This window comes from Trinickia sp. (genome assembly GCF_057351765.1).
The window spans coordinates 111,771-136,448 of record NZ_JBMRBK010000069.1; the positions used below are offsets into that span (position 1 = coordinate 111,771).

At 60.0% G+C, this 24,678-nt stretch carries 22 protein-coding genes; 15 read left to right on the forward strand and 7 right to left on the reverse strand.

Translation table 11 applies throughout. The features are described from left to right. Positions 1-100: 100 nt before the first annotated feature. Positions 101-1,360 carry an aromatic ring-hydroxylating oxygenase subunit alpha gene (locus tag ACO1XS_RS18810; RefSeq protein WP_486391382.1) on the reverse strand — a complete coding sequence of 420 codons (1,260 nt, stop codon included), beginning with the start codon at positions 1,358-1,360 and terminating at the stop codon, positions 101-103. A 208-nt stretch (positions 1,361-1,568) separates the two neighbouring features. Between ACO1XS_RS18810 and ACO1XS_RS18815 the strand changes: the two genes are divergently transcribed. Next, entirely contained in the window at positions 1,569-2,489 is a 921-nt protein-coding gene (locus tag ACO1XS_RS18815) for a LysR substrate-binding domain-containing protein (RefSeq protein WP_486391383.1), read from the forward strand. A 15-nt stretch (positions 2,490-2,504) separates the two neighbouring features. Then, positions 2,505-3,473 carry an Ldh family oxidoreductase gene (locus ACO1XS_RS18820; RefSeq protein ID WP_486391384.1) on the forward strand — a complete coding sequence of 323 codons (969 nt, stop codon included), beginning with the start codon at positions 2,505-2,507 and terminating at the stop codon, positions 3,471-3,473. Between the two features lie 94 nt (positions 3,474-3,567). Here ACO1XS_RS18820 and ACO1XS_RS18825 read toward each other — a convergent pair whose 3' ends face one another. The 3 genes from ACO1XS_RS18825 to ACO1XS_RS18835 all read right to left on the reverse strand — a co-directional run bounded on the left by ACO1XS_RS18825 (position 3,568) and on the right by ACO1XS_RS18835 (position 7,069). Further along, positions 3,568-4,797: a M24 family metallopeptidase gene (locus ACO1XS_RS18825; protein WP_486391385.1), complete on the reverse strand. Its 1,230-nt coding sequence runs from the start codon at positions 4,795-4,797 to the stop codon at positions 3,568-3,570. Between the two features lie 119 nt (positions 4,798-4,916). After that, positions 4,917-6,074, reverse strand: coding sequence for an FAD-binding oxidoreductase (locus ACO1XS_RS18830; protein WP_486391386.1), 1,158 nt, complete (start codon positions 6,072-6,074; stop codon positions 4,917-4,919). Positions 6,075-6,406: 332 nt separating this feature from the next. Then, positions 6,407-7,069, reverse strand: a complete 663-nt coding sequence (locus ACO1XS_RS18835) for a DUF3313 domain-containing protein (protein WP_486391387.1) — start codon at positions 7,067-7,069, stop codon at positions 6,407-6,409. Between the two features lie 204 nt (positions 7,070-7,273). On the opposite strand from ACO1XS_RS18835, the gene ACO1XS_RS18840 reads away from it, so the two are divergent. Then, the gene (locus ACO1XS_RS18840; protein ID WP_486391410.1) at positions 7,274-7,873 is read left to right on the forward strand and encodes a TetR/AcrR family transcriptional regulator; all 600 of its coding nucleotides are present in this window, start codon (positions 7,274-7,276) and stop codon (positions 7,871-7,873) included. Here the strand turns inward: ACO1XS_RS18840 and ACO1XS_RS18845 are convergent. Together ACO1XS_RS18845 and ACO1XS_RS18850 are read right to left on the reverse strand one after the other, a co-directional pair. Then, positions 7,865-8,023 (reverse strand): hypothetical protein, encoded by a 159-nt coding sequence (locus ACO1XS_RS18845; RefSeq protein ID WP_486391413.1) that lies wholly within the window; start codon positions 8,021-8,023, stop codon positions 7,865-7,867. The genes ACO1XS_RS18840 and ACO1XS_RS18845 overlap by 9 nt on opposite strands. Before the next feature lie 86 nt (positions 8,024-8,109). Beyond that, a complete protein-coding gene (locus tag ACO1XS_RS18850) occupies positions 8,110-9,192 on the reverse strand; it encodes a tartrate dehydrogenase (protein WP_486391388.1) in 1,083 nt (360 codons plus the stop codon). Positions 9,193-9,301: 109 nt separating this feature from the next. On the opposite strand from ACO1XS_RS18850, the gene ACO1XS_RS18855 reads away from it, so the two are divergent. The 8 genes from ACO1XS_RS18855 to ACO1XS_RS18890 all read left to right on the forward strand — a co-directional run bounded on the left by ACO1XS_RS18855 (position 9,302) and on the right by ACO1XS_RS18890 (position 17,911). Further along, entirely contained in the window at positions 9,302-10,228 is a 927-nt protein-coding gene (locus ACO1XS_RS18855; protein WP_486391389.1) for a LysR substrate-binding domain-containing protein, read from the forward strand. A 140-nt stretch (positions 10,229-10,368) separates the two neighbouring features. After that, positions 10,369-11,139 carry a pyrroline-5-carboxylate reductase gene (locus tag ACO1XS_RS18860; protein ID WP_486391390.1) on the forward strand — a complete coding sequence of 257 codons (771 nt, stop codon included), beginning with the start codon at positions 10,369-10,371 and terminating at the stop codon, positions 11,137-11,139. A gap of 231 nt (positions 11,140-11,370) precedes the next feature. Continuing rightward, complete coding sequence (locus ACO1XS_RS18865; protein WP_486391391.1) at positions 11,371-12,228, forward strand: N-formylglutamate amidohydrolase; 858 nt, start codon at positions 11,371-11,373, stop codon at positions 12,226-12,228. 72 nt (positions 12,229-12,300) lie between these two features. Next, positions 12,301-13,302 carry a LysR family transcriptional regulator gene (locus ACO1XS_RS18870; RefSeq protein WP_486391392.1) on the forward strand — a complete coding sequence of 334 codons (1,002 nt, stop codon included), beginning with the start codon at positions 12,301-12,303 and terminating at the stop codon, positions 13,300-13,302. A 295-nt stretch (positions 13,303-13,597) separates the two neighbouring features. After that, entirely contained in the window at positions 13,598-14,653 is a 1,056-nt protein-coding gene (locus tag ACO1XS_RS18875) for an ABC transporter substrate-binding protein (protein ID WP_486391393.1), read from the forward strand. Positions 14,654-14,970: 317 nt separating this feature from the next. Next, a complete protein-coding gene (locus ACO1XS_RS18880; protein ID WP_486391411.1) occupies positions 14,971-16,299 on the forward strand; it encodes an NAD(P)/FAD-dependent oxidoreductase in 1,329 nt (442 codons plus the stop codon). A 36-nt stretch (positions 16,300-16,335) separates the two neighbouring features. Next, complete coding sequence (locus ACO1XS_RS18885) at positions 16,336-16,689, forward strand: RidA family protein (protein WP_486391394.1); 354 nt, start codon at positions 16,336-16,338, stop codon at positions 16,687-16,689. Positions 16,690-16,762: 73 nt separating this feature from the next. Further along, positions 16,763-17,911 (forward strand): branched-chain amino acid ABC transporter substrate-binding protein, encoded by a 1,149-nt coding sequence (locus ACO1XS_RS18890; RefSeq protein ID WP_486391395.1) that lies wholly within the window; start codon positions 16,763-16,765, stop codon positions 17,909-17,911. A gap of 147 nt (positions 17,912-18,058) precedes the next feature. On the opposite strand, the gene ACO1XS_RS18895 is transcribed toward ACO1XS_RS18890, so the two are convergent. Continuing rightward, positions 18,059-19,111 (reverse strand): proline racemase family protein, encoded by a 1,053-nt coding sequence (locus ACO1XS_RS18895; RefSeq protein WP_486391396.1) that lies wholly within the window; start codon positions 19,109-19,111, stop codon positions 18,059-18,061. A 303-nt stretch (positions 19,112-19,414) separates the two neighbouring features. Here ACO1XS_RS18895 and ACO1XS_RS18900 point away from each other — a divergent pair, with 303 nt between their 5' ends. From ACO1XS_RS18900 to ACO1XS_RS18915, 4 genes are all read left to right on the forward strand, one after another. Next, entirely contained in the window at positions 19,415-19,951 is a 537-nt protein-coding gene (locus ACO1XS_RS18900) for a MarR family winged helix-turn-helix transcriptional regulator (protein WP_486391397.1), read from the forward strand. Positions 19,952-20,448: 497 nt separating this feature from the next. After that, positions 20,449-22,056, forward strand: coding sequence for an L-glutamate gamma-semialdehyde dehydrogenase (pruA, locus tag ACO1XS_RS18905; protein ID WP_486391398.1), 1,608 nt, complete (start codon positions 20,449-20,451; stop codon positions 22,054-22,056). Positions 22,057-22,100: 44 nt separating this feature from the next. Further along, positions 22,101-23,177 (forward strand): ABC transporter ATP-binding protein, encoded by a 1,077-nt coding sequence (locus ACO1XS_RS18910; RefSeq protein ID WP_486391399.1) that lies wholly within the window; start codon positions 22,101-22,103, stop codon positions 23,175-23,177. 213 nt (positions 23,178-23,390) lie between these two features. Continuing rightward, positions 23,391-24,674 carry an ABC transporter permease gene (locus ACO1XS_RS18915; RefSeq protein WP_486391400.1) on the forward strand — a complete coding sequence of 428 codons (1,284 nt, stop codon included), beginning with the start codon at positions 23,391-23,393 and terminating at the stop codon, positions 24,672-24,674. Positions 24,675-24,678 lie beyond the last annotated feature (4 nt).

Consider the following 24,678-nt stretch of genomic DNA (forward strand, 5'->3'; position numbering starts at 1 on the left):
GTCGCTAACGGCCGTTTGCAACGATGTACGGTTTTTTGCATTTGCTCCCGGTTCACGATTCTGGTTTCCTTATTGGGGGCTTGTTGCCTTTCCAACGACCTTATACGCCGTTCGCTCTCAGCCGCGCGTCGTACCAGCGAGCGAACTGCTCCAGTGCGCCTTCCGTGTACTTCGAGTATGGCCCCGGAATATACCCCGGATCTTGCGTTCCGTTGTGTGTGTTGCCGACGAGTTCCGCGTCTTGCTGCGTCGTAGCGATCCAGACTTCGGTCAGCTTTTTCAGATCGTAATCGACGCCTTCGACCGCGTCTTCATTCACGAGCCACACCGTGCGCACACGAGTCTTGTCCGGCGCGAGCGGAAGGGCGTAGGCGATCACCGCGTGGTCGCTCATCACGTGTGTCCAGGAGTGATGCCCCCACAGATGCACGTCGCCAAGATCGCGGCGCTGCAGATTGCCCAGCAGTTTTGTGCTGGCAACCTTGGTGTCCATCGTCTGCGACTCGCATTCCCCTGCGATCACGAGACGCTGCGAGCGGAAATTCGTTTCGACGCTCTCATCGACCGATTCGAACGGTTCGCAAACATAGCCGTCCTTTTCCCACTCTTCCTTGCGGGCGGCATTGCGCGCGAGGTATTGCTCGTAGTCGCGCAGCGACTCCTCGCTTTGGCCATCGGGGCAAAAGCCGAAGTCGTGCGCGAGAAACGACTGTGTCAGCTCGGGGTGCGTGCCGCCGCAGTGGTAACACTCGCGGTTATTCTCCATCACGAGCTTCCAGTTGCCGTTCTCGACGATGTCCATCTCATACGCGATCTTCGTGCGCTGCATGTCGTGGGGTGCGAAGCGCGGTGTCATGACCGTCTCGAGCTTCGAGATGTCAGCCGGAGGTTCGTCGGCAAGACAAATATAGATATGCGCGCCGACCACCTTGATATGGACGGGCAGCAGGCTCCGGCAATTCGTATCGAATTCCTTGCCCATGTGGGTCGCATGGCGCAGGCTGCCGTCCAAGTCATACGTCCACTGGTGATAAGGGCAAACCAGCATGCCAACGCTGGCTTTGCCGGCGTTCTTCATGAGGCGCGAACCGCGATGTCGGCAGACGTTCCGGAAAGCGCGGATGTTCTCGTCGTCATCGCGCACGATCAGGACCGAGGCCTTGCCGATATCGACCGCGAACACGTCGCCCGGCTCAGGAACGTCAGCCGTTACCGCGACGAGAATCCAAAGTTTGTGAAAAAAGACGTCCATGTCCGTTTCGAACACGTCTTGTCGTCCGAAAAGCTCGCCAGGCATCCCGTGGCCGGGTTCCCGGCTGTCGAGCAGTTCACTGTGGGTCTTGATGGGGCTGGCAGACATCTGTTTCTCTCCAATGGATTGTTTTTCCCAATGCACTCGCATCGAGCCATGAGGCGAGTATTGGAGCGGCGAGCCCTAGCGTCAACGCGCTTTATTCTTCGCATCGCATTACTTTATGTTATGCACGGGGTTGCAGAGTTTCTGTAGTCTTTCAGAACGATTCCGCGGCAGTTGCGGGACCGATGAGACCGATAAACAGCAGATCAAAATGACCAAGGGAACCAAGGGTTATCGACGAATCGTGCCGTCCCTCACCGCGCTCGTTGAGTTCGAGGCGGTGGCCCGCTTGAGTAGCTTTACTCGCGCGGCGGCCGAACTGGGGGTCACCCAGGCGGCCGTTAGCAGGCAAGTGCGGTTTCTCGAGGACGCGCTCGGCGTGCGCCTGTTCTATCGGTTGCATCGCTCGATCGCACTGACCGACGAGGGCCAGGCGCTTTATGTCGTCATTGCGGAATCGATGCAGAAGATCGCCGGGGTGTTCGACCGTCTGTCGATCGGCCCGGAGCAGCAGGAGCTCGTGCTCGCGTCGACCGCGCCCTTTGCGCGACTGCGGTTGCTGCCCAGGCTGCCGAATCTCCGGCGACTCGAGCCACCGTTGCAGCTGCGGTTGACCACGCAGATGTTTACGGCGGACCTCCGTCATGTCGAAGTCGATGTTGCAGTGCGTTACGGCGATGGAAATTGGGGTGACGGCACCGCTACGCTGCTGTTCGACGAAGAAGTGTTTCCCGTTTGCTCTCCGGGTTTCCTGGAGGAACGCGAGGTATCGGAATCGCTCGAGGCGCTTGCCGCGCTTCCGCTGATCGAGTCGGACTCAACGTATGAGGGATGGATGGGCTGGGAAGCGTGGTTCCGGTCGGCGGGGCATCGCCCGGCTAAGCTGAATTACGTGCTTCGGGCGAGCCTGTACACGGACGCCGTCGATGCGGCGCGGTATGGTCAAGGTGTCGCGCTGGGCTGGAGCCGGCTCGTGCACGATCTGCTGGCGAAGGGTGAACTCGTCCGCTTGACGGGCGCGTCGTGCAAACCGCGCGATGCCTACTTCGTCGTCGTTCCCCATGGTCGCACGATGACACCCGCCATCATGCGATTGATCGAGTGGTTACGGGAAGACGTCCCGGCTGGCTAAATTTAGAGGAAACTTATGCGACTGGAAACACAGGAAGCCTTTTCTATTGCGCGGCAGGCCGTGCTCGATGCTGGTGCGAACGACGCCATCGCAACTTCACTGGCCAATGCCGTCGTCTCCGCCGAATGGGCGGGTAGTCGAGCGGTCGGCTTCGCTCATCTTCCCGACTATCTGGACGGATTCGCGCAAGGGCGTATTTCCAGGTCTGCCGAACCGACGATCACCTCGCCGGCTCCCGCGCTGACGCAGGTTGACGCGCACGGAGGCATCGCGCAGCTTGGCTTCGATCGCGCGTTCGACCAGATTGTCGAGCGCGCCAATGCATTGGGAGTCACCGTTTTTGCCCAGGTGAACAACTTTACTGTCGGTGAACTGGGTTACTACCCACGGCGTCTTGCTGAACAGGGTCTCGTAGCACTGGCCGTGACCAACGCCACCGCACAGATGACGACGCTCGAAAGCCGCCGACCTGTCTATGGAACCAACCCGATGGCATTCGCAGCGCCGCGTAACGGAGGTAAGCCCTTCGTGATCGATCAGGCTTCGAGTGCGACGGCTTTCGTCAGCGTGCGGCAGGCCGCCGAGCGTGGCGAGCCCATACCCGAAGGGTGGGCGGTCGATGCAAACGGCGAACCGACTACCGATTCGAGGAAAGCCGTCGAAGGACTGCTGCTTGCCTTCGGCGGTGCGCGAGGAGCCAACCTCGCACTGATGGTCGAAATCATGGCGGCGGGTATGACCGGCGGCAATTGGTCAATGGATGCACCATCGTATGCGATGGGAGGCGATTGTCCGGCGGTGGGTCTCTTCATTATTGCGATCAAGCCGGATCTGCTCGTGCCGGACTTCGCCGGCAGACTATCAGCGCAACTCGAACGACTGGCGGGGCAGGGCGTCAGAATTCCTGGCAGCCATCTCAATGTCACCGAACTCGACGTTCCCGACGCTCTGCTGTCGCGAGTCCGCGAATTCAATAGGGCTTGAGTGTTGCGAGGGGTGGGGGCGTTCGTACAATCCGATCTCCGCCGATTGGTCCGCGGCATATGGATGGCCCGGACCAGCGTCTTCACTGCCACGCTTACAGCCAGGCCGTTTCGAAACTGCAGTCGGTGAGAGAAACGCAACCGTGCTCTGCGAGCGCGACCTGTTGTTCGAGTTTGACGCCCTGCGTGCCGCCTTCGGCACCGATGTAGCTTTCGACGCACACCGTCATGCCTGTTTCGAATCGACCGTCGTAACCCGCAGTCTCCCAATCGACTTGGTGCGCAATCGACGGATACTCGTCCACCATTCCGATGCCGTGCGCGAGGCAGCAGTACCGGTTCTTGACGAATTGATCGGGAATCTTCCAGGCCTTTTCGGAGAATTCTCTGAACGTCATGCCCGGTTTCAGGAGGTCCATATTGAAGTGGACCTGCGAGTAGGCAAGCTCGTACAACTTGCGCTGCTCGTCCGATGGGCGGCCATCGCCTACGCGCCAGGTGCGCGAGATATCCGAGCAGTAGCCGTTCGGCCCGACCATGTCCGTATCGAAGGCGAGCAGGTCGCCGTTCTGCAGGACGCGAGAAGAACACTCGTGCATCCACGGATTCGTCCGGTCGCCGGACGCGAGCAGCCGCGTTTCGATCCACTCTCCGCCGTTGCGGATGTTTTCGTAGTGAAGGCTGGCCCAAATCTCGTTTTCGGTGATGCCCGGCCGGAGCTCGCGCCGCATGCGCTCGATACCCTTCTCGGCGGTACGCAACGATTCCTCCATCAAGACCAGTTCGCCCGACGACTTGATCAATCGTGCAGTCTCCATCAGGTCCTGGCCGTCGAGCAGCGTGAAGCCGTTCTTTTCGAGGTAGGCGGTGCCGAATGGGTCGAGCCGATCGACTGCGAGACGGCGCTCGCCCGGCGCGTGCTTTTGAAGGGCATCGACGATCTCGGCACCCCACGTCTGCGCGCGTTGCTCGGCTTCGGGGCCCGCGTTGAAGAACGTCCAACTGATCGGGCTGCGCAGTTCCACGTCGAGATTCAGCCCGTCCCATATGTGGTCGCTGCTATGAAACTCCCATGCGACGATCCGGCCGTTTGATAAAACCATGACGTATCGCGCCGGATTGCGGCCGCACCACACTTGCATGTTGGACGTGTCGGACGCATAGCGAATGTTTACCGGGTCGTAGAGCAGGATCGCCGGCACCTTGTGCTTCAGCAGTTGCTCCTGCACTCGGGCAAGCCGATAGGCGCGTACGTCCCGCAGAATCGCTTCTTTGTCGCAGGGTGTGACTGCTTCGCGTGCACCGTGGAACCGATCGTTCGCCATGCTGCGTCTCCTGGGGATGATTGGATGTGTGTTGTTTTCGTTGAACCAGCAGGGCCAACGGCGCTCATGGCCCGTTCGACAGAAGCCACCGACTGCGTGAGTAGTTGTGCGTCGCTCGGCTACAGTTCGAGCACTAGGTCGGAGGTGGGGCGGCTGCAACAGAGCAGGCGGAATCCCTTTTGAATCTCGCGTTCGCGAATGCCCCCTTGATGTTTCATCTCCACTTCGCCGTCGAGCACCTTGGTCTTGCAAGTGCCGCAGATGCCTTGGCTGCAAGACGAGGGAACGGCGACGCCAGCCTTTTTCGCGGCGGCGAGCACGGTCTCGGAGGCGCTCATCGTGAACGTCCTGGACGAACGCGAAAGCTTCACGGTAAACGTTTCTTGAGACGCGTCGCCGTTGCGCGCGACCGGTTCCGCTGCAGCTGCAGCTGTAGCCGCAGTCGCGGCGCCCGCGTTGATGTCGAAGCTTTCCTGGTGGTAGCGTGCCGGGTCGTGCCCACCTTCGCGCAGCAATGCGCTGACGGCGGTCATGTAGCCTGCGGGGCCGCAAGTGAAGACTTCGCGCTCGGCGTAGTCCGGCACCCATTCGGAGAGAAGCTGCAGACTGAGTCGACACGTGGGCCCTGTCCAGTCTGCTTCGTCGCCGGTGCCTTCGCAAAGAAAGAACGTGCGAAGGCGGGAAGACAGAGCGACGAGCCGCTCCAACTCTTTCCGAAAGATGATGTCGGCCGGTGTCCGGGCGCTATGGACGAACACGATGTCGCGATCGAGTCCGAGGTCGATGCTCGCCCGCGTCATCGACATGAGCGGCGTCACGCCTGAACCGGCTGAGAGATAGAGCGACTTGGTTGCGCCGGGCGCCGCTGTCGGTGTGAAACTGCCGGAGGGGCCATAGGCGCGCAATTGGCTATCGGGCTTCATGTTGTCGTGAAGCCAATTCGACATGACACCGCCCGGCACGCGCTTGACGGTGATCGTAAGCAAGTAGGGGCGCGTCGGCGGCGACGATATCGTGTAGCAACGCTGGACCGGTTGACCTCGTACGCTTGCGGACACGGTCATGAATTGACCCGGTTCGAAGCGAACGGGCGAGCCGTCGCCCACACGGAATTCGAAGCTTTTGACGTCGTGTGTCTCGTCGACTACGCGGCAACATGTCAGGATCTGTTCCTCGCCGCTGGCCCAAACCTTCGTGCCGGACTCCCAAGTGCCGATGTTCGAAAGACGATCTTCCACTTGCTGTGCAGGGGCGAGCATTCTATCCACCGAGTTCATAGCTCAATTCAGTTGTGACGCCTTGCGCTCATTCTGCTGGCTACCAGCGCGAGAAGTGCTCAACGTGCGTTGTCGTGAATGGCGAAAGCGGGACGCGGTTCGGCAGGGGCCATCTGGCTCTTCTTCTGATATCGCCGGGGAGGTTCAGAGTGCCTTCGCCGTGATTCGAGTATTGGTGGGGGCGAAGGCAGCGTCAATGCGCTTTATTTTCGATGCCGCATTACTTTAGGTTATGCGTCAAATGACGGCATAGCTGACAGTCGCGAAGCGCAGTCAAGCCCACCAAAGGGAGCCCTAGCGGTGTTCCAGGCTCACGGACCCCCGCGAAGGGTCTAGCGAAGCTCGGCGACGAGCGCGTCAGCCCCCTTGTCGACGCCGGTCTTCGCGGCGCCCAGCGATCCGAAGGCTGCCACGAGGTTCATGGCATTCGGATATTGCTTCGACACATAGGCCTTCAGCAGGTGGCCGTTGCTGCTGTCATAGATTTCCACGGCGTACGACACCGAGCCGCTGAACGCGCCCTGGCCGCCGCGCACGGACTGCACGCCGTTATAGAGATTGCCCGCCAGATCGAAATGCATGAACTGCCCAACCAGCAGTTTTGTTTTTTCCGCGCCGGTCAAGGTCAGCTTGATGCGCAGCGTGTTGGGGCTCGGCTGCTGCGCGATTTGAAAGCGAGTGGCCAGTTTTTCCGAAAACTTTTTACCCATGTAATCGGCAAGCAAAGCGCGGTCGTCGGCCTTCAGGTCGCCAAATTGGTTGTCACTGCCCTGATACACGACGACCGGATCCAGCAGAACCTGCGTGTATCGCGACCAAACCGTGGCGGCGGTGTATTTGTAAGGCACTTTCGCGGCATCCTCGTCGTGGTTTTGCCGCAATTGTGCGGATGAGGAGATGCCAGAGTAGGGAACGGGCTGCACGCCAGCGCATGCTGACAAGACCAGGATAGCCGTGGCGGCGACAAGAAGCGGGACGACTTTCTTTTTGAGCATTTGCTTTCCTCGAGGGCAGTGGGAGCCGGGGAACCCTTTGGTTCCGGGCGGAATCGACGAGACCGAACGGTAGCACCGCAACGTTTCTATGTAAACCGTCTAGACGGATTGTTTTTGTGGCGAATGCGACGGTACAATAGCGCCGGCCGGCTTGAATAGCCCTCACGCCCCGCCGCAATCGTCGCGGCGTAATTGATATCGACCATGGATAATCAGACACGCTCGGAGATATCCCGCAGGAAAGCAATCGAAGCTGCGCTCACCATCCTTGCGCGGGATGGTGTTGGAGGACTGACGTTCGATTCATTGTCGCGTGAAAGCGGCATCAGCAAGGGTGGCCTTCTGCATCAGTTCAAAACGCGGCATGGCGTGTTATGCGCGCTTCTCGACTATCAGCGGCAGCAGTTCGAGCAGATCGCGACCGACTATCTGGCGAAGGAGGGCTCCAGCAAGGACGAACCGATCCTCGCGGCCCAGATAGCGATTTACAGGGAAGCCATCAAACAGCCATCTTCCGTTGCCCGCGCAGGGCTTGCCGCCCTGATCGAAAGCCCGACGCTCCGTGAAGAACTCAAGACCTCGGACAAGGCGGTCATGCAAGCCTTGCGAGACGACGCGGCCGACCCGGATTTGTCGATGTTGCGATACTTCGCGGCCAGCGGCATCGCTTTTCATGCCTTGCTGGGCATGTCGGCATTGAGCGAGTCGGTACGCAAGAGATTGTTCGACCGGCTTCTCGACGAAAAGCAGTGGGGGGCTTCGACATCGCAACCGATGCGCCGCACCCCTCGACGCTCAGACTGACTCGCTGCTGCGGGTCGATCGTCTGCCTCGAGTTGGGTTGCCTTTAGCCGCTACCGCACGCTGCTTCGCCGGGAACCAGAGCAGCATCACGAACGGAATGATGCGCAACATCAGTTTCCGCGTGACCCGATGCTCGAGGTCGATGCTCATGTCTCCACCTTAAGAGGTACAACTTTTAATGGCAGCGCCGCTGCATACGGCGCGCTCTATCCTGCATCTGCGGCTGGGCTCATGCCCTAGGCTGTCGCCTCGCTGGCCGCGACGATTGTGCAGATCGCCTCGGTGACTTGCGCCGTGGTCGCACTGCCTCCGAGGTCCCCGGTGTGGAGTTTTGGATTCGCCGTGACGGCTTCGATTGCGTGCATGAGGCGCTTCGCGGCATCGAACTCGCCGAGATGCTCGAGCATCATGACGGCGGACCAAAAAGTGCCGATGGGATTGGCCAGGCCTTTGCCCATGATGTCGAATGCCGAGCCGTGGATCGGCTCGAACATCGAGGGGTAGCGGCGCTCGGGATCGATGTTGCCTGTCGGCGCGATACCGAGGCTGCCGGCCAGCGCGGCAGCGAGATCGCTGAGAATGTCCGCGTGCAGATTCGTCGCGACGATCGTATCGAGCGATGCCGGCCGATTGATCATGCGTGCCGTCGAAGCGTCGACGAGTTCCTTGTCCCACTTGACGTCGGGAAACTCTGTCGAAATCTGAAGCGCCACCTCGTCCCACATGACCATCGCGTGTCGCTGCGCGTTGCTTTTGGTAATGACGGTGAGTTGCTTGCGCGGGCGCGACCGGGCAAGCCGAAAAGCGAACCGCATGATGCGCTCGACGCCGGCGCGCGTGAGAATCGATACATCCGTCGCCGTCTCGATCGGATGACCTTGATGCACGCGCCCACCGATGCCGGAGTACTCGCCTTCGGAGTTCTCCCGCACGATGACCCAATCGAGGTCTTCCGGCCTGCATCGTTTGAGCGGCGCATCGATGCCGGGCAAAATGCGCGTGGGCCGTACGTTCGCGTATTGATCGAGCCCCTGGCAGATTTTCAGGCGTAGCCCCCACAGCGTGATGTGATCGGGAACGTCGGGATCTCCCGCGGAGCCGAACAGGATGGCATCCTTGCCGCGCAGCGCGTCAAGACCGTCGGGCGGCATCATGACGCCGTGCTTGCGATAGTAGTCGGCGCCCCAATCGAAGTCCTCGAATTCGAATGCGAACCGCTCGGCGGTCTTCGCGAGCGCTTGGAGCACTTGTTTGCCGGCGGGGATCACTTCCTTGCCTATGCCGTCGCCGGGAATCGCCGCGATACGGTACGTCTTCATGTTGCGTCCTCGAAACGTTGTGTTCAGGACGCCAAACTTAACGCAACCTCCAGTGCAGTAGCCGATGCTAAACTCAAAGCATTCTTAACTTTAATTCACAAGTCGTGCCATGTCGGAAACCGTTCTTCCGTCCGATCTGAGCTTCTTTTCGACGCTCGCGGCTTCGGGGAGCCTCAGTGCCGCCGCGCGCGAGCTCGGACTGACAGCGGCTGCCGTCAGCAAGCGGCTCACTCAGATGGAGCGGCGCGCCGGTGTTGCGCTCGTCAATCGCACCACTCGGCGCATGATGCTGACGCCGGAAGGCGAACTCTATCTCGCGCATGCGCGCCGCATTCTCGACGAGATAGGCGAGCTCTCGGAATTGCTCGGTAGCGTCAAAAAGACGCCGAAGGGATTGCTGCGCGTCAATGCGACGCTCGGTTTTGGGCGAAGCCATATCGGGCCGGCGATATCGCGCTTCGTCGTGCAGTACCCGCAGGTATCGGTGCAGCTTCAGCTCTCGGTAACGCCGCCGCCGCTGACAGAGGACACTTTCGATGTTTGCATCCGCTTCGGTGAGCCGCCCGATACACGCGTGGTGGCCCGCAGGCTCGCGCTGAATCGCAGGCTTCTATGCGCAGCGCCGTCTGATATCGCCTCGCACGGTATGCCGGCGAGCGCGCGCGATCTGGCGAAGCACAACTGTATCGGCATTCGCCAGGGCGACGAAGCCTACGGTGTATGGCGGCTCACGTCGGGGAGAGGGGCTGCGCGCAAGACGGAAACGGTGAGAATCAACGGCAACCTCACGACAAACGATGGCGAGATTGCCGTGAAGTGGGCGCTCGACGGTCACGGCATCCTCATGCGCGCCGAATGGGACATCGATGAGTACCTGGCCGATGGACGGCTCGTCGCCGTTTTGCCGGGGTATGACACGCCGAGCGCTGACATCTACGCTGTCTATGCGCAGCGGTTTCAGATGTCTACGAGGATTCGTGCATTTGTCGATTTTCTGGCGCTGCACTTGGAAGGCGCGCGTAACGCCTGTCGTTGATGCGTATAGCCGCCGAGTCGCATTTTCTCGAGCATAAGACGGCTTTATATTGCGCGACGCTCGTTTCGTTTCCGCCACGATACGCTTAGGCGCATTCCAACCACCTTGTGTGAAACTCAATTCAACCTCGAGAGGCCCCCATGCGGCTCGGATTTATCGGAACCGGCGTCATCACAAAAGCGATCGTTACCGGCCTCATTCGTTCCGGCCTGCCGTTCGATCGCATAGCGCTGTCGCCGCGCAACGCTGAGACGGCAGCGGAACTCGCTGCGCTGGATCCGCGCGTCAAAGTGTGTACGAGCAATCAGGGCGTGCTCGATGCGTCGGATATCGTATGTATTGCCGTCGTGCCGCAAATCGTCACCGAAGTCCTGTGCGAGCTTCGTTTCGAAGCGCGGCAGCAGGTCATCACTTTCGTTCCCGGGACATCGATCGAGAAATTGAGCCGGCTTGTTCGGCCCGCGAGCAAGCTTGTTCGCGCGATACCGTTGCCGGCGGTTGCCGATGGCAAAGGATCCACCGCAATCTATCCGCCCGATGGCGTCGCCAAATCCCTATTCTCGGCGCTTGGCGAGGCGGTCGAGGTCGAAAGCGAACATCAGTTCGACGCATTGCACGCCGTCACGGCGACGATGGCGAGCTTCTACGCGGTGCTCGAACAGCAAGCATCATGGTTAACTCGACAAGGGCTCCCCTACGGCGCGGCACGCGCCTTTCTGTCCGGGTACTGTGTTGGACTGGCGCACGAAACGACTCGGACCGAGCAATCGTTTGCGGAGATGATCGAGTACCTCATGACGCCGGGTGGTTTGAATGAACAGCTGCATGCCGAGCTTTCTTCCCTTGGCGCCTACGCTCACTATGGCGATGCGCTCGATCGAGTGTTCGCCCGCGTTCAAGGTCGGGCATAGCGGGGTAACGCTGGAATTTGGCATCGATCAGAAATGATCATGGCGGCCGCCGTTGGGCGCCCAAGGCAACGCAGTACTTAAGCGCTGCTTATGAACAGGCTAAGCGCCGCTTTCGCTAGCGAAGGCGCGATGCGCCTTCCACTACCTTGGATTGATCTCCGTTTGTGCAGACATCGACGCATTGCCTGCAAGGGTAGCCGGACAAGAGAGCGATGCGAACCTGAGGGACCCATGATGCAGAACACGGCTTACGGACAGATCTTCCGCTCCGACTCGCCGATCCTCCTCGTCACGCCGCACGCGGGTGCCGGTATTCCTGACGATTTGCTCAGGTATGCGGCCTGGCGCGACGTTCAAGGGCGAGTGGCTGATCCCGCGGGACTCGCGCTGCAGGCGGTGGCGCCGAACTGCGGGGTGTCGCTTATCTCGGCCCGCTATCACCCCTGCGTGATCGACTTCAACGTGCCGGCTTCCGGCCGGCCTTTGTCGCGCCGCTTGAATCGCAATGGGTTGTGCCGGACTCATACGGCGGCAGGTCAACCGCTGTACGATCCGGGTTGCGAGCCGGACGATGCGCAGGTCGACGCGCGTGTCAAAACGTGCTGGGTTCCCTTTCATGAGGCGGTTGCCGCGGAGCTATCGCGCCTTCGATCGCGCCACGACAATGTGTTGTTGCTGGTGTTTCATGCGAGTTTCTGGTTATCACCCTATCGTGATCGATTCGATGCGTCCGACTGTAACGTCGGCACCGCGCGCGGCAAGGCTTGCGATCGGCGGCTCGTCTCGTGCCTGACGGAGCAGGCCAAGGCGCACGAGCACTCATGGGTGGTCAACGGCAGGATGGCCGATGCGTTTTCCGCCGAACATTATGGCAACCCCGAGGGGGGCGTCCATGCGATGGAGGTCGAGGTGGCCGGCCGCTGGCGGGCGGAACTCGAGCGCCTCAGGCTGCAAGGGGAAGACGGAGGAATACGGCCGAGCGCGTTCTGGGCGGCGCTATTCGGCGCGCTCGAAGCGGCGCTGCGCGGCTTGCCGCCCGTGCGTGAAGACATCGGCCTTGCGGCACGGGCCCATGGCAGCGCAGACTAATGCTGCGCGAGTCAGCACGTGCCGCTCGCGACGACGTCCGTGCTACCTTCCGATGCCACCGCGCAGCCAACCATGAAAGAAAGCGTCCCTGAACAATACCCCGACTGGAGCCTGTTGGCGAGTTGGGTCGCCGTCGTCGAGGCCGGCTCGATCTCTGACGCCGCCGATAGGCTTGCAATCTCGCAGGCTGGCGTCTCGCAACGCATCAAGGCGCTCGAAACATTACTCGACACGACGTTGCTCGATCGCACGACGCGTCCGGCTCGTCCGACGGCTGCGGGACAACGTTTGTTCGAGCACGCCACCGTGCTGCTCACCGGGGCCGATGAGATGGTGGAAAGCGTACGCAATGTCACGCGGGCGAAGCGCGTGGTGGTGCGGCTGGGGTGTGTCGACTCGTTCGCGGCGACGATCGGCCCGATCATCATCAAGGCGCTCACCGGCACATCGCACCAGATCCGTTTGTGGTCCGGCATCACGCCCACCCTCGATGCGCAGCTCGAGGCACGCCAACTCGATATGGCGGTGACGACCAACGGTATTTCTCAAGCGCCGGGTATTCGCCGGCAGAAGCTGTTTTCCGAGCCGTACTTCGTCGTCTTGCCGGCAAGCTTCGAGGTGGACCGGTTCACAACGCTTGCCGATCTGAGCCGCAACCTCCAATTCATCCGCTACAGCGCGCGCTCGGTGATCGGGCAGCACATCGATGCCTATCTCGCCTCCAACTCGGAACATATCGAGCGCACCTGTGAGTTCGACGCGACCGATCCCATGCTGAGTCTCGTTGCGGCGGGGCTCGGCTTTGCGGTCACGACGCCGTTATGTCTATGGCAGTCCAGACACTACGTGCCGGATGTGCGCGTGGTTCCTCTTTCGTCGTTCTCTCGGCATGGGCGGTCCTATCACGGGCTGAGTCGCTCGTTCTTCCTGGCGTTTAGAGAAAACGAACTGGGCCACCTCCCCGCGGATATGTATGAGTTGTTGCGGCAGTCCTTCGAGCGCCAGGTATCGCGCGATATCGCCAAGGCGCTGTCGCTCAAGCAGGAACAGATTTGCCTGCCCGACGAAGCCTAGCCGGTCGTCATGCGGATCATGATGTATTGCATAACCAACGTGAATGTTCCATCCCCTAGTTTTACGGCGGCATAGATTGCCTTTACATGTCATCGACGACAGAGCGTGAAGGGAATTTTTGACACGCGTCTTCCATAACGAAGAGACATGCGAGCGTGAAATGCACGCGAGTGCGTTGAGCGTTCGAATTGGTGTGCTGGCACTTGCCCGGCCATTCTTCGGAATGGTAAGGAAGCGGGAAACGCTGCCCAGCATAAGGGTGGAGACATCGGAAAATCACTTGGTGAGGCTTTAAATGCGCAGCTCTTTGAAGATATTGGCTCTGGTCGCGATGGGCATGGGGATGGCGACGGTGCATGCCACTGCATCCGAACTTGTTTTTGCGTCGTGGGGCGGATCGTATCAAGACGCACAAAACGTGACGACGATTAAACCGTTCGCGTCGAAATCGGGTGCTCAGGTCAAGATGGATACCTACAACGGCGGCATCGCTCAGATCCGAAGCCAGGTCGAGACGAACAATGTCACGTGGGACGTCGTCGATATGCAGTTGTCCGATGCTACGCGTGCGTGCGACGAGGGCCTGCTCGAGAAGGTCGATCCGACCACGCTGGGCGCGGCGGCCAAGTCCGATTTCGCGCAGGGCGGCATTTCGGATTGCATGGTGGGTAACGTCGCATGGTCTACGGTAATCACGTACAACAAGAACGCGTTCAAGGGGGCCGAACCGACCAAGATCGCCGACTTCTTCGATCTCAAGAAATTCCCGGGCAAGCGAGCGTTGCGCAAGTCTCCGGAAGGCGCGCTCGAATGGGCGCTGCTGGCAGACGGTGTTGCGCCGGCGGATGTCTACAAGACGCTTTCCACCTCTGCGGGTGTGAACCGGGCATTCAAAAAGCTCGATACGATCAAGTCGTCGATCGTATGGTGGGAAACCGGCGCGCAACCGCCCCAGTTGCTCGCGGACGGTGAAGTCACGATGTCGAGTGCTTATTGCAACCGCATCTATACGGCGATCATGCAGGACAAGAAGCCGTTCGGTTTCCTGTGGGATGGCGAGGTCAAGAATATCGAAGGCTACGCGATCGTGAAGGGTTCCAAGAACGCGAAGGCGGCACAGGATTTCGTCCGCTTTGCGACGTCGACCGAATCCCTCGCGAAGCTGGCGTCGGCAACGGCCCTTGGGCCGATGCGGCAGTCGTCGTTGGCGCAGGTCGATAAGAAGGTCGCACCGTACCTTCCGACCGCGCCGCAAAACCAAAAGGGCGCAATCACGTCCGACGTGGCATTCTGGGCGGATCACTCCGACGATCTGAACCAGAAGTTCGCGGTGTGGCTGGGACAGAAATAAGCGGCCGAGGCTGATCGCTTATTTCATTGAAGCCGTGGCGGGTTCGGGTGTCTCCTTGATATCCCGCTCCGCTACGGCTTCCTTTTTTTGTTAGTTGTCCGCACCTCGAAATTCCAGTCGTCTTGAAGCTCTACATCAGGGTTTTTGATGTTGGAGCGACTTTCACGCTTGCATACGCAATATGGACGCAAATCGGTTCGTTCGATGATCCCGATCATGCGGGTCGCATGGTCCGATCAGCAGCGATACGTTCCGTCATTGGGCCGCAAGGCGCTGATTGCGTCGTGCGGCTTGCGTTTCGACCGTGGAGTCACTGCATGAATACCCAGCGCCCTTCGGGGCAGGAAACTGCTGCCGGAAAGTTTCCCACGTATTACGATGGTTCGGGTTGGAATGCCATGTTACCGGTGCGGGCGAGAGGCGGTTCGACCCACGTTCGGCGATTCGGCACGATTGTGATCGGGGGTGGATATACCGGTCTGGCTGCGGCACGTCGTATTGCTGAACTGCGTCCGGAAGAACAGGTCTTGGTGTTGGAAGCGTCTACGATTGGAGAGGGCTCTTCCGGTCGAAATTCGGGCTTCATCATCAGCGTGCCGCACAACACGAAAATGGCGGGACACACTAGTCCCGTCGAAGTCGCGCGTAAGCAGATTCGGCTGTATGAAGCCGGCTTGAAATGGCTCGAGCAGCTCGTTCGCGAGCACGGGATCGACTGCAACTGGAACCCGGCCGGGAAGTTTCATGCGGCCGCCGGCGATTCGGGCGTCGAGAGCCTTCGCGCCTCGATCGCTCAATATCAGGAGTGGGGCGTCAGCTACGAGGAATTCGATCGCGATGCGCTGCGGCAGAAACTTGGAACGAGCTACTACCGGTATGGCTATCACTCCCCCAACAATGTATTCGTTCAGCCAGCTGCGTTGATTCGCGGTTTGGCTGATTCGTTGCCAGATAATGTCGTTCTGCTGGAGGGCGAGCCAGTTGTTTCGCTTAGCGGATCGTCACCATTCCAGGTTGCCACCACGCAGGCACAATACGTAGCCGATCGGGTCGTTCTGGCCAACAATGGGTTCGCGAAAGAGCTGGGCATCCTGCGCGACAGACTCATCACGATCTTCACCTACGCCGCATTGACTCCAGAGCTGCCTGAGGTCGAATTGAACAAGCTTGGGGATGCGCCGGAATGGGGAGTCATTCCCGCAAACCGTCTCGGGACGACACTCCGGCGCGTACAGGGCGGCCGGTTTATGGTGCGCAGCGCCTATTCGTACGAACGGGAGCAGTCGACAGCCGATACGCTCGCTCAATTGACGGACAGCTATCGGCGCCGCTATCCGAACATGAAGTCCCACGGGTTCGAGTACGTGTGGGGCGGCACAACGGCGCTGACTCGCAATGGCGCGACGTACTTCGGCGAATTGCGTCCTGGTTTGTTCGCATCGCTAGGGTGCAACGGAGCCGGCGTGCTGAAGGGCAGTACTTACGGCAAGCTGCTGGGCGAAATGGCCATGGGCTCGCAGTCTTCGTATTTGTCGGATGCGCTGAGTCTGGAGGGGCCGAGCTGGTTGCCTCCGGAACCGTTTCGCCGGATCGGCGTCGTTTCCGCCATCAAGTACCAGGCCGCGCTCGCGGGTCCGGAGCGTTGATCGTTTTGTTCTTTGTCTTATCGAGGGAAATCGAAGATGCCGGAAATCAAGCGTAGTCACGTAGGGAAGCGCCTGTCGGAAGTCGCTGTGTACCAAGGCACGATCTATTTGGCTGGACAGGTGCCCACCGATGTTTCCCAAGACATGGCAGGGCAGACTCGGCAGGTCCTGGCCGCTATCGATTCTCTGCTTACGCAACACGGATCGGACAAGTCTCGCATTCTTTCCTGCCAAATTTTTCTTTCAGACATGTCGCAGGTGGCAGCAATGAATGAGGTGTGGGATGCGTGGGTGGTACCGGGGCACACTCCGCCCCGTGCAACAGTGGGAGCGGTGTTGGCTTCGCCCGAAAAGCTCATCGAAGTCGTCATCGTCGCTTCGGTGGCTTGAACGGGCTCTCATGGCTGGTCCGGAATCGGCAGGTGGCAGTCCCGGGCTGATTCGCCTTTTATGGAGGATAAAAATGAACAATTTTCGCGGGAAAGTGCTCGCAGCGGCAGTCACGGCGATCGCGCTATCGATGGGGTGCGGATATTCGTATGCCGAGCAGGTGGTCAAGATCGGCGTGTCGAGTCCGCTTACGGGAATCAATGCTTCGAACGGCAAGGACATCGAAAACGGAGTGCGACTTGCGGTGGAAGAAGCGAACGCGCAGCACATCAAGCTGGCCGGCCAGGAGATTCGCTTCGAGGTCGATTCGGTGGATGACCAATCCGATCCGCGCATCGGCGTTCAGGTCGCACAGAAGCTCGTGGACGACGGCGTAGTTGCTGCCGTCGGATACTACAACTCCGGTGTGGCGCTTCCGTCCGCACCGATTTTTGCAAAGGCCGGCATTCCGCTGATCGACCCGGCAGCGACGAATCCGGCCATCACGCGGCAGGGATACAAAACCGTATTCCGCATCATCGCGACCGATGTCCAAAACTCGGGCAACGCAGGCAAGTACGCGGTGACGGTCATGAAGGCGAAGCGCATTGCAGTCATGGACGATCGCACCGCGTTCGGCCAAGGCGCTGTTGAGGAATTCAAGAGGGCGGTGAGCGCTGCAGGCGGCAAGATCGCCGCAGCCGAATACACCAACGACAAGGCGGTGGAGTTCAATGCCCAGCTCACGAACATCAAAGCCGCGGACGCCGACGTTCTGTACTACGGCGGCGGCGACAATCAGGCGGCACTGATCGTAAAGCGGATGCGGCAACTCGGCATGCATACGCAATTCGTCGGAAGCGGCGGTATCGCCGACAGCATTTTCCTCAATGTCGCCGGCCCAGCCGCCGAAGGTGCGATGGCTTGGGAATACGGCCGTCCTATCGACTCGCTGCCGCGGGGCAAAGCATTTCAGGAAAAGTACAAGAAGCGGTTCGGTATCGATATCTTGACCTACTCGCCGTTTGCGTATGACTGCGCATGGGTTGCCATCAACGCAATGAAGCAGGCCAACTCCGCGAAGCCTGCCGAGTTCTTGCCGGCGCTTCATGCAACTCACTACGAAGGCATCACCGGGAAGATCGCGTTCGACGAGAATGGAGACCTCAAGAATCCCAGTTCGACGCTTTATCAAGTGAAGGGTGGGCGCTGGACGCCGGTGACGACGATCGGGGCCGAGTAAGCGTCGGCGTTCCACGCATTGAGCTATTGCGAAATGGCAGGTGAAGTCTTCGGAAAATAAAGAATGGCGACTGTGATGCGGATTTTTCCACGCATTGCAGTCGCCATCCAAATAGAGGGCGTAATAATTAACGCCCGATATAAAAGATCAGGCCCAGATATCGCCGACAGTGAAGCCATTCGGAAATGGATCGCTCGGGTCCAATACCCACGTGTTGTACCCGTAGATCCAGGACCGGCCGGAGATCGTCGGAACGGCCGCTTTATAATCGCCGATTCGTGTTTCTTCGATGAGGTTGCCGGTGTAGACGATACCAAGCAAGCCTTCGTGCCGGAACGGTTGATCCAGCTTGAGCTCGCCCTTCGCATGCAGCGTGGCCATTTTTGCGCAGGTGCCCGTGCCGCATGCGCATCGATCGATCGCCCCGGTCCAAGTCGCGGGATTGTCGAAATCGACTTCTCCACTTCCCACTGTCACGACGTTTTTCCAATCGGCGTTCGGGTTTTCGGTTGGGCCTGACAGCTGACCAATCGTAATGCCGATGCCTGGATAGTGGGGATGCGAAACGGGCAATTGCTCCTGCGCGGCTTTTGTAATCAGCGCGGTGACGCGCGTGATTTCCTTCGCATGTTCGGGAATGAGTTCCAGCCCTTTGAACTGCCGCACATCGGCAATGACATAGAACATGCCGCCCCAACCTACGTCGACCGTGACTTTGCCCAGCGTGGGGACATCGATGACTGCGTCAATATAGGGGGCGAAAGCCGGAACGTTCTTGAACGTGACTTGCGTGACTTTTCCGTCCTTGCATTCGGCTTTGATGCCGATCAGTCCTGCCGGTGCTTCGAGCTGAAACTCGGTCACGGGTTCGGTCATCGGCAGCATCCCCGTCTCGAGCAGCACGGTTGCCACCGAAATGGTGTTGCCGCCGCTCATCACGGGGTACTCCACCTGCTCCATGATGATGTAGCCCGCAGCGGCGTCCGGATGCTTGGCAGGCACGATCAAATTGCAGCAGACCGGCGGGTAGCCGCGTGGCTCGCGCAGCATGAGCTGACGGATTTGATCGTCGTTTTTCTCGAGCCATCTCATCTGTTCGTAGACGGTGTCGCCCGGAATATGCGGCACACCGCCGGTGATCACCCGCATGGGTTCACCTGCGTGCGTTTCCACCGCATGGAACATTCGCTTGAAAGTCATATCAGTCGATTTTCGAAACTTGAGGCCATAGTGCGATGGGCTTCATTGGTCAGGGAACGTCACTGGAGTACGCGAAGGTCACGACTCCTTCCAGCTACCGCCGCGCACAGCAAAAGCGGATGACTGTAGATTAGTACCAAATGGAACCATGTGCAAGACCCGAAGCTCGTGATCGAGGTTTACCCGCAGCCGGAGCGTCGAGGAATGTCGAGTGTGCAAACGCATCGGCTGTCGGTGTTATTCACGAGGGGGCCGAATCGTAGATAATCGCGAGGCCCCAACCGATTTCAGATCCGTATGCCCGTGACCACGAAATCCACCAGTCGTCATCGAGTGAGCGATGTGCGCTCCGCGGAGCAAGACTTGCAGACCATTGAAGACGAAGAGGTATTCCGTGCGGTGGTGACCGGCAATCCCATGAAGACGGCGTGGATCGTGACGCTCTGGTCGAACGTATGGCGGGAGAAAACTTTCGCCGAGATGACGGAGCGTTGGGGCGTATCGCGTGACGAGTTCAACGTTCTTGCGTGTCTGGGCCAGTACGGGCCGCTCAGAGCGAAGACGATATGTGATGTCACGGCGAGACCGAAGAACAGTATCAGCCGTGCCGTCACGCAGCTGTCGGCCAAGCGTTTCATCTCCCAGCAAACGGATGCCAATGATCGGCGCAATACGCGGCTGGCGATCCTGCCGGAAGGGAAGCGGGTACTCGAAAAGCTATTTCCCATCGCCCGCGCCAATCAGGAGGCCATGCTGGAGATTCTCGACGAGAAAGAACGCAAGACGCTCGACCGGATCTTCGACAAACTGACTGCGCATCGGGCGCAGTGGCTACCTTAAGGGTGCGAACGGGTGCGAACCCCATCCACCCCTCGTCGCATGCGGTAGCGACGTGAGTCACGGCCCCTTTGCAAGGTGGTTCGTGCGAGTGGACGCAGGCCGGATGCCTAACGGCGCGGCCGAGTCATATTCATCCGCCAGACGCGTCCTGTGGCGTCGTCAATGACGCCATAAAACACGCCGATCACCTCGTCGATCGCGATCGACGCGGCAAAAAGCGTATGCCGCGAAGGGCATCGCGATGCTCGGTGGCGCATCGTATCGCTCGTTATCGCCGGAACTGGCCGAATGGGTGACCAATCCATAACAGCCACCGATCCTCAGCATAAGTTCGATTGAAACAACGAGCCGTTTTTTGGGGCGGAACTAACCTGCAAACGTAGGTTTTCAGAGGGCCGACCGGGCGGAGAGCCTTGTTCGATAAGGGAAAACCCGATATCTGAAGCCCAGCCCCTTCGGTACGTCGTCCGAAAGTTCTTCCTAAAGGAGTTAGCGTGATGTCAGGTCCACAATTTCCGTTGCCGGCCAACGAGCCGGAAGTCCACTTCGGCAAGGGAACGGCAGCGGCAGCCGAGTTGAACCGCGCGCTCGAGACTCGCGAGGTGGTCGAGATTCCGACGGTCATTGGAGGAAAGCGATATTTCTCGAACGACGTGGTCGAAGTGCGCGCACCGCACGACACGCAGCGTCTGCTAGCTCGAATCCATCGCCCTACGCAAGCGCAAGTCAGTGAAGCGATCGAAAGCTCCAAGGCCGTCGCTCGCGATTGGGCAAGCCTGACCCATGCGAGCCGCGCGACGGTTCTGCATCGTGCCGCGGACATCGTGGGCACGCGCTTGCGCATGAAGATCAATGCGGCCACGATGCTCGGCCAGAGCAAGACGATCGAGGAAGCCGAGCCCGACAGCGCGTGCGAGCTCATGGACTTCCTGCGTTTCAACGCCTACAACGCGCAGCGCGTCTATGCCGAGCAGCCGATGTCGGTGCCGACGGCCGTGAACCGTGCCGATTGGCGTCCGCTCGAAGGCTTCGTCTACGCGGTCTCGCCGTTCAACTTCACGGCGATCGGCGCGAATTTGACGACTGCCCCTGCAATCATGGGCAACACCGTCCTTTGGAAACCTTCCGAGAAGTCGGCGCTCGCGAACTACATCTTCTTCGAAGCGTTGGAAGAAGCTGGCCTGCCGCCCGGCGTCATCAACTTCGTGCCCGGCGAGGCCGAGATGACGACGCGCGCAGTGATGTCCTCTCCCGACCTGGCCGGCATTCACTTCACGGGTTCGTCCGCCATCTTTCAATCGCTGTGGAAGGGCGTGGCATCCCAGGTCGAGCGCTTTCGGACCCTCCCGCGCCTCGTCGGCGAGACGGGCGGCAAGGACTTCGTGCTCGCTCATCCGTCGGCCAACGCGGCGGAAGTGGCGATCGCGCTGATCCGCGGCGCATTCGGCTACCAGGGGCAAAAGTGCAGCGCCGCATCGCGCGCCTATATTCCGCGCAGCCTGTGGGGCGCCGTGAGCCAGCAGCTGCGCGATCGACTCGCCGAGCTGAAGGTGGGCGACGTTTCCGATCCCGATACGTTCATGGGCGCAGTCATCTCGGAGGCATCGCATCAAAAGTTGTCGCGTGCGATCGAGGCCGCGAAGGACGATGCGGCCGTCACCGTGATCTCGGGTGGCCGTACGTGGACCGAACCGGGCTGGTTCGTCGAGCCGACGGTCCTGCAAGTCAGCGATCCAAAGCATGTGCTCATGACGGAAGAGTTGTTCGGGCCGGTGCTGTCGGTCTTCGTCTACGACGACAACGCATGGGACGACACGCTCACGCTGATCGATTCAACAAGCCCCTATGCGCTCACGGGTTCGATCTTCTGCACAGACCGTTTTGCGTTGCATCAAGCCGAAAGCGTGCTCATCAATGCGGCCGGCAACCTCTATTTGAACGACAAGCCGACGGGCGCAATGATCGGCCAGCAGCCGTTCGGCGGCGGCCGCGCGAGCGGGACGAACGACAAGGCGGGCTCGTATCTGAACCTGCTGCGTTGGGCTTCCCCGCGTGTCGTGAAGGAAACGTATCTGCCCACGCGCGAGTGGCGGTTCGGCGCGTAATTAGCCGCGACTGCTTCCGAGCCGAAGAACCCTGAGGAATGGCGATGTCTACGATTGTCTCTTTCAAGAACGTCCAGAAAACCTACGATGGTGAAACGCTCGTCGTGAAGAACCTCAACCTCGAGATTCGCGAGGGCGAGTTTCTCACGATGCTCGGGCCGTCCGGGTCGGGCAAGACGACATGTCTCATGATGCTGGCAGGATTCGAGACCGCCACGCATGGCGAGATTCTTCTTCAGGGTAAGCCGATCAACCGGATTCCGCCCGAGCGGCGCAACATCGGCATGGTGTTTCAAAGCTATGCGCTGTTTCCGCACAAATCGGTGGCGGAGAACCTGGCGTTTCCGTTGAAGGTGCGCAAGGTGTCGAAGGACGAGATTGCGCGGAAGGTAAAGCGTGCTTTGAGCATGGTGAACATGGACAAGTTCGCGGGTCGCATGCCGGGTCAACTCTCCGGCGGCCAGCAGCAGCGTGTCGCCGTCGCGCGGGCGCTCGTGTTCGAACCGGCGCTCGTTCTGATGGACGAACCGCTCGGCGCGCTCGACAAGCAACTGCGAGAGCAGATGCAGTACGAAATCAAGCAGATTCACGAGCAGAGCGGGCTCACCGTCGTCTACGTGACGCATGATCAGAGTGAGGCCATGACGATGTCCGACCGCATCGCGGTCTTCAATAACGGCGTCATCCAGCAACTTGCCTCGCCGTCCGAACTCTATGAAAAGCCCGAGAACGCGTTTGTTGCCCGATTCATCGGCGAAAGCAACGAGCTGAAGGGGACCGTTTCGGCCGTCGAACATCAGCGTTGCAGCGTCCGCCTCGACGGCGGGCATGACATCGTCGCCAGCGCGAGTACCGCGATTCACGTGTCGGGTAACACGAGCGTCTCGCTGCGTCCGGAGCGCATCGTGGTGGGCGAGCAGGCGCGCGCGTGCGACAACGTCTTCAATGCGGGCGTCAAGGACTTGATCTATTACGGCGATCACCTGCGGGTTGTCATGCAGGTATGCGGGCGCAACGACTTCATCGTGAAGTTACCCAATGACGGCGCGGCGCGTCGGTTGCGTATCGGCGACTCGGTGGACATCGGCTGGATGGCCGACGCATGCCGAGCGTTGCAGTAATCCCGGATCGGAGACTTTGCTGGGATTTTTCGGGTAGTTCTTTCGATCCGGGTACAAAAACCAAATCCGCCGGTTCATTAGAACTACTGATTACATTTCGACGCTGCTGAATGAAATCCGAATCGGCTGCTCGATTTCGCCGTTCATCCAGGTCGAAAGTAATCGCTTCTGTTGTTGCATCGAGGAGGAGGGCGCGGTACCCACCGCTAAACCATGATGATTCTGCCAACTGATATCGCGGTACCACAGGGAGACGCCGAGCAGGCGGTCGTGGCCGATTCGAGGAACCTGAAGGCGAGGCTCCGTAGTGCGGAGCGCGCCGAGCGCGTCAAGGCGATGCTGCTCGTCTTCCCGTTGCTGGCATTCCTCCTGGTCACGTTCCTCGTCCCGATAGGAAGCCTGCTCATGAAGAGCTTTCGGGATCCGACGGTTTCGAGGGAGCTGCCGCATGCGGCAGTCTTGTTGCGCGAGTGGAGTCCCGCGGCGGGAAAGCTGCCGGGCGAGCAAGTCTACGAAGCGTTCGGCCGGGACTTGATCGCGCTCAAGGGAACGGACGGGATGAGCCGGGTCGCGGGGCGGTTGAACTACGACGATACGGGCATGCGCAGTCTCATCATGAAGACGGCTCGCCGGCTCGGTGAAGCCGGAGAGGGAACCTGGCAGCAACGGTTTTCCGCGATCGATTCGCGCTGGGACGACCTCCATGCGTGGTCGACGCTCAAGTATGCGGCGTCGCCATGGACGCTCGGCTATTACCTGAAGGCGTTCGATTTCATGCGCGACGAGCGGGGCGCCATCGTCCGGCAGCCCGACGGTCAGCGGCTCTACATCGACGTGTTCGTCAAGACCGCGTGGGTCAGCATTTCGGTGAGCGCGCTCTGCCTGCTCTTGGGCTATCCCGTCGCTTACTTTCTGGCCAATATCCCCCCTCGGTACAGCAACCTGCTCATGATTCTCGTGCTGCTGCCGTTCTGGACGTCGATTCTCGTGCGGACGACGGCATGGGTGGTCGTGCTGCAAACTCACGGCGTGCTGAACGATGTCCTCCAGCGCTTGGGTTTGACGGACCACGCGCTATCGCTGATCTACAACCGCTTCGGCGTGCTGGTGGCAATGACGCACATTCTGCTGCCGTACTCGATCCTGTCGTTGTATAGCGTGATGAAGGGTGTGCCGAATCTCTATGTCAAAGCGGCACGTTCGTTGGGAGCGGGGCCGATCCGTTCGTTCTTCGAAGCGTATTTTCCCCAAACGCTGCCGGGCGTGGGTGCAGCCGGCATGCTGACGTTCATTCTGGCTGTCGGCTACTACATCACGCCGGCCATCGTTGGCGGCCCGGACGATCAGCTGGCGAGCTACTACATCGCCTACCACGTCAATACGACGCTCAATTGGGGGCTGGCAAGCGCGCTCGCATCGATTCTGTTGGCCGGTGTGCTCGTCGTCTACGGCCTGTTCGTCAAACTCACCGGCGGCGCCGGCGTGAAACTGGGGTAACGCA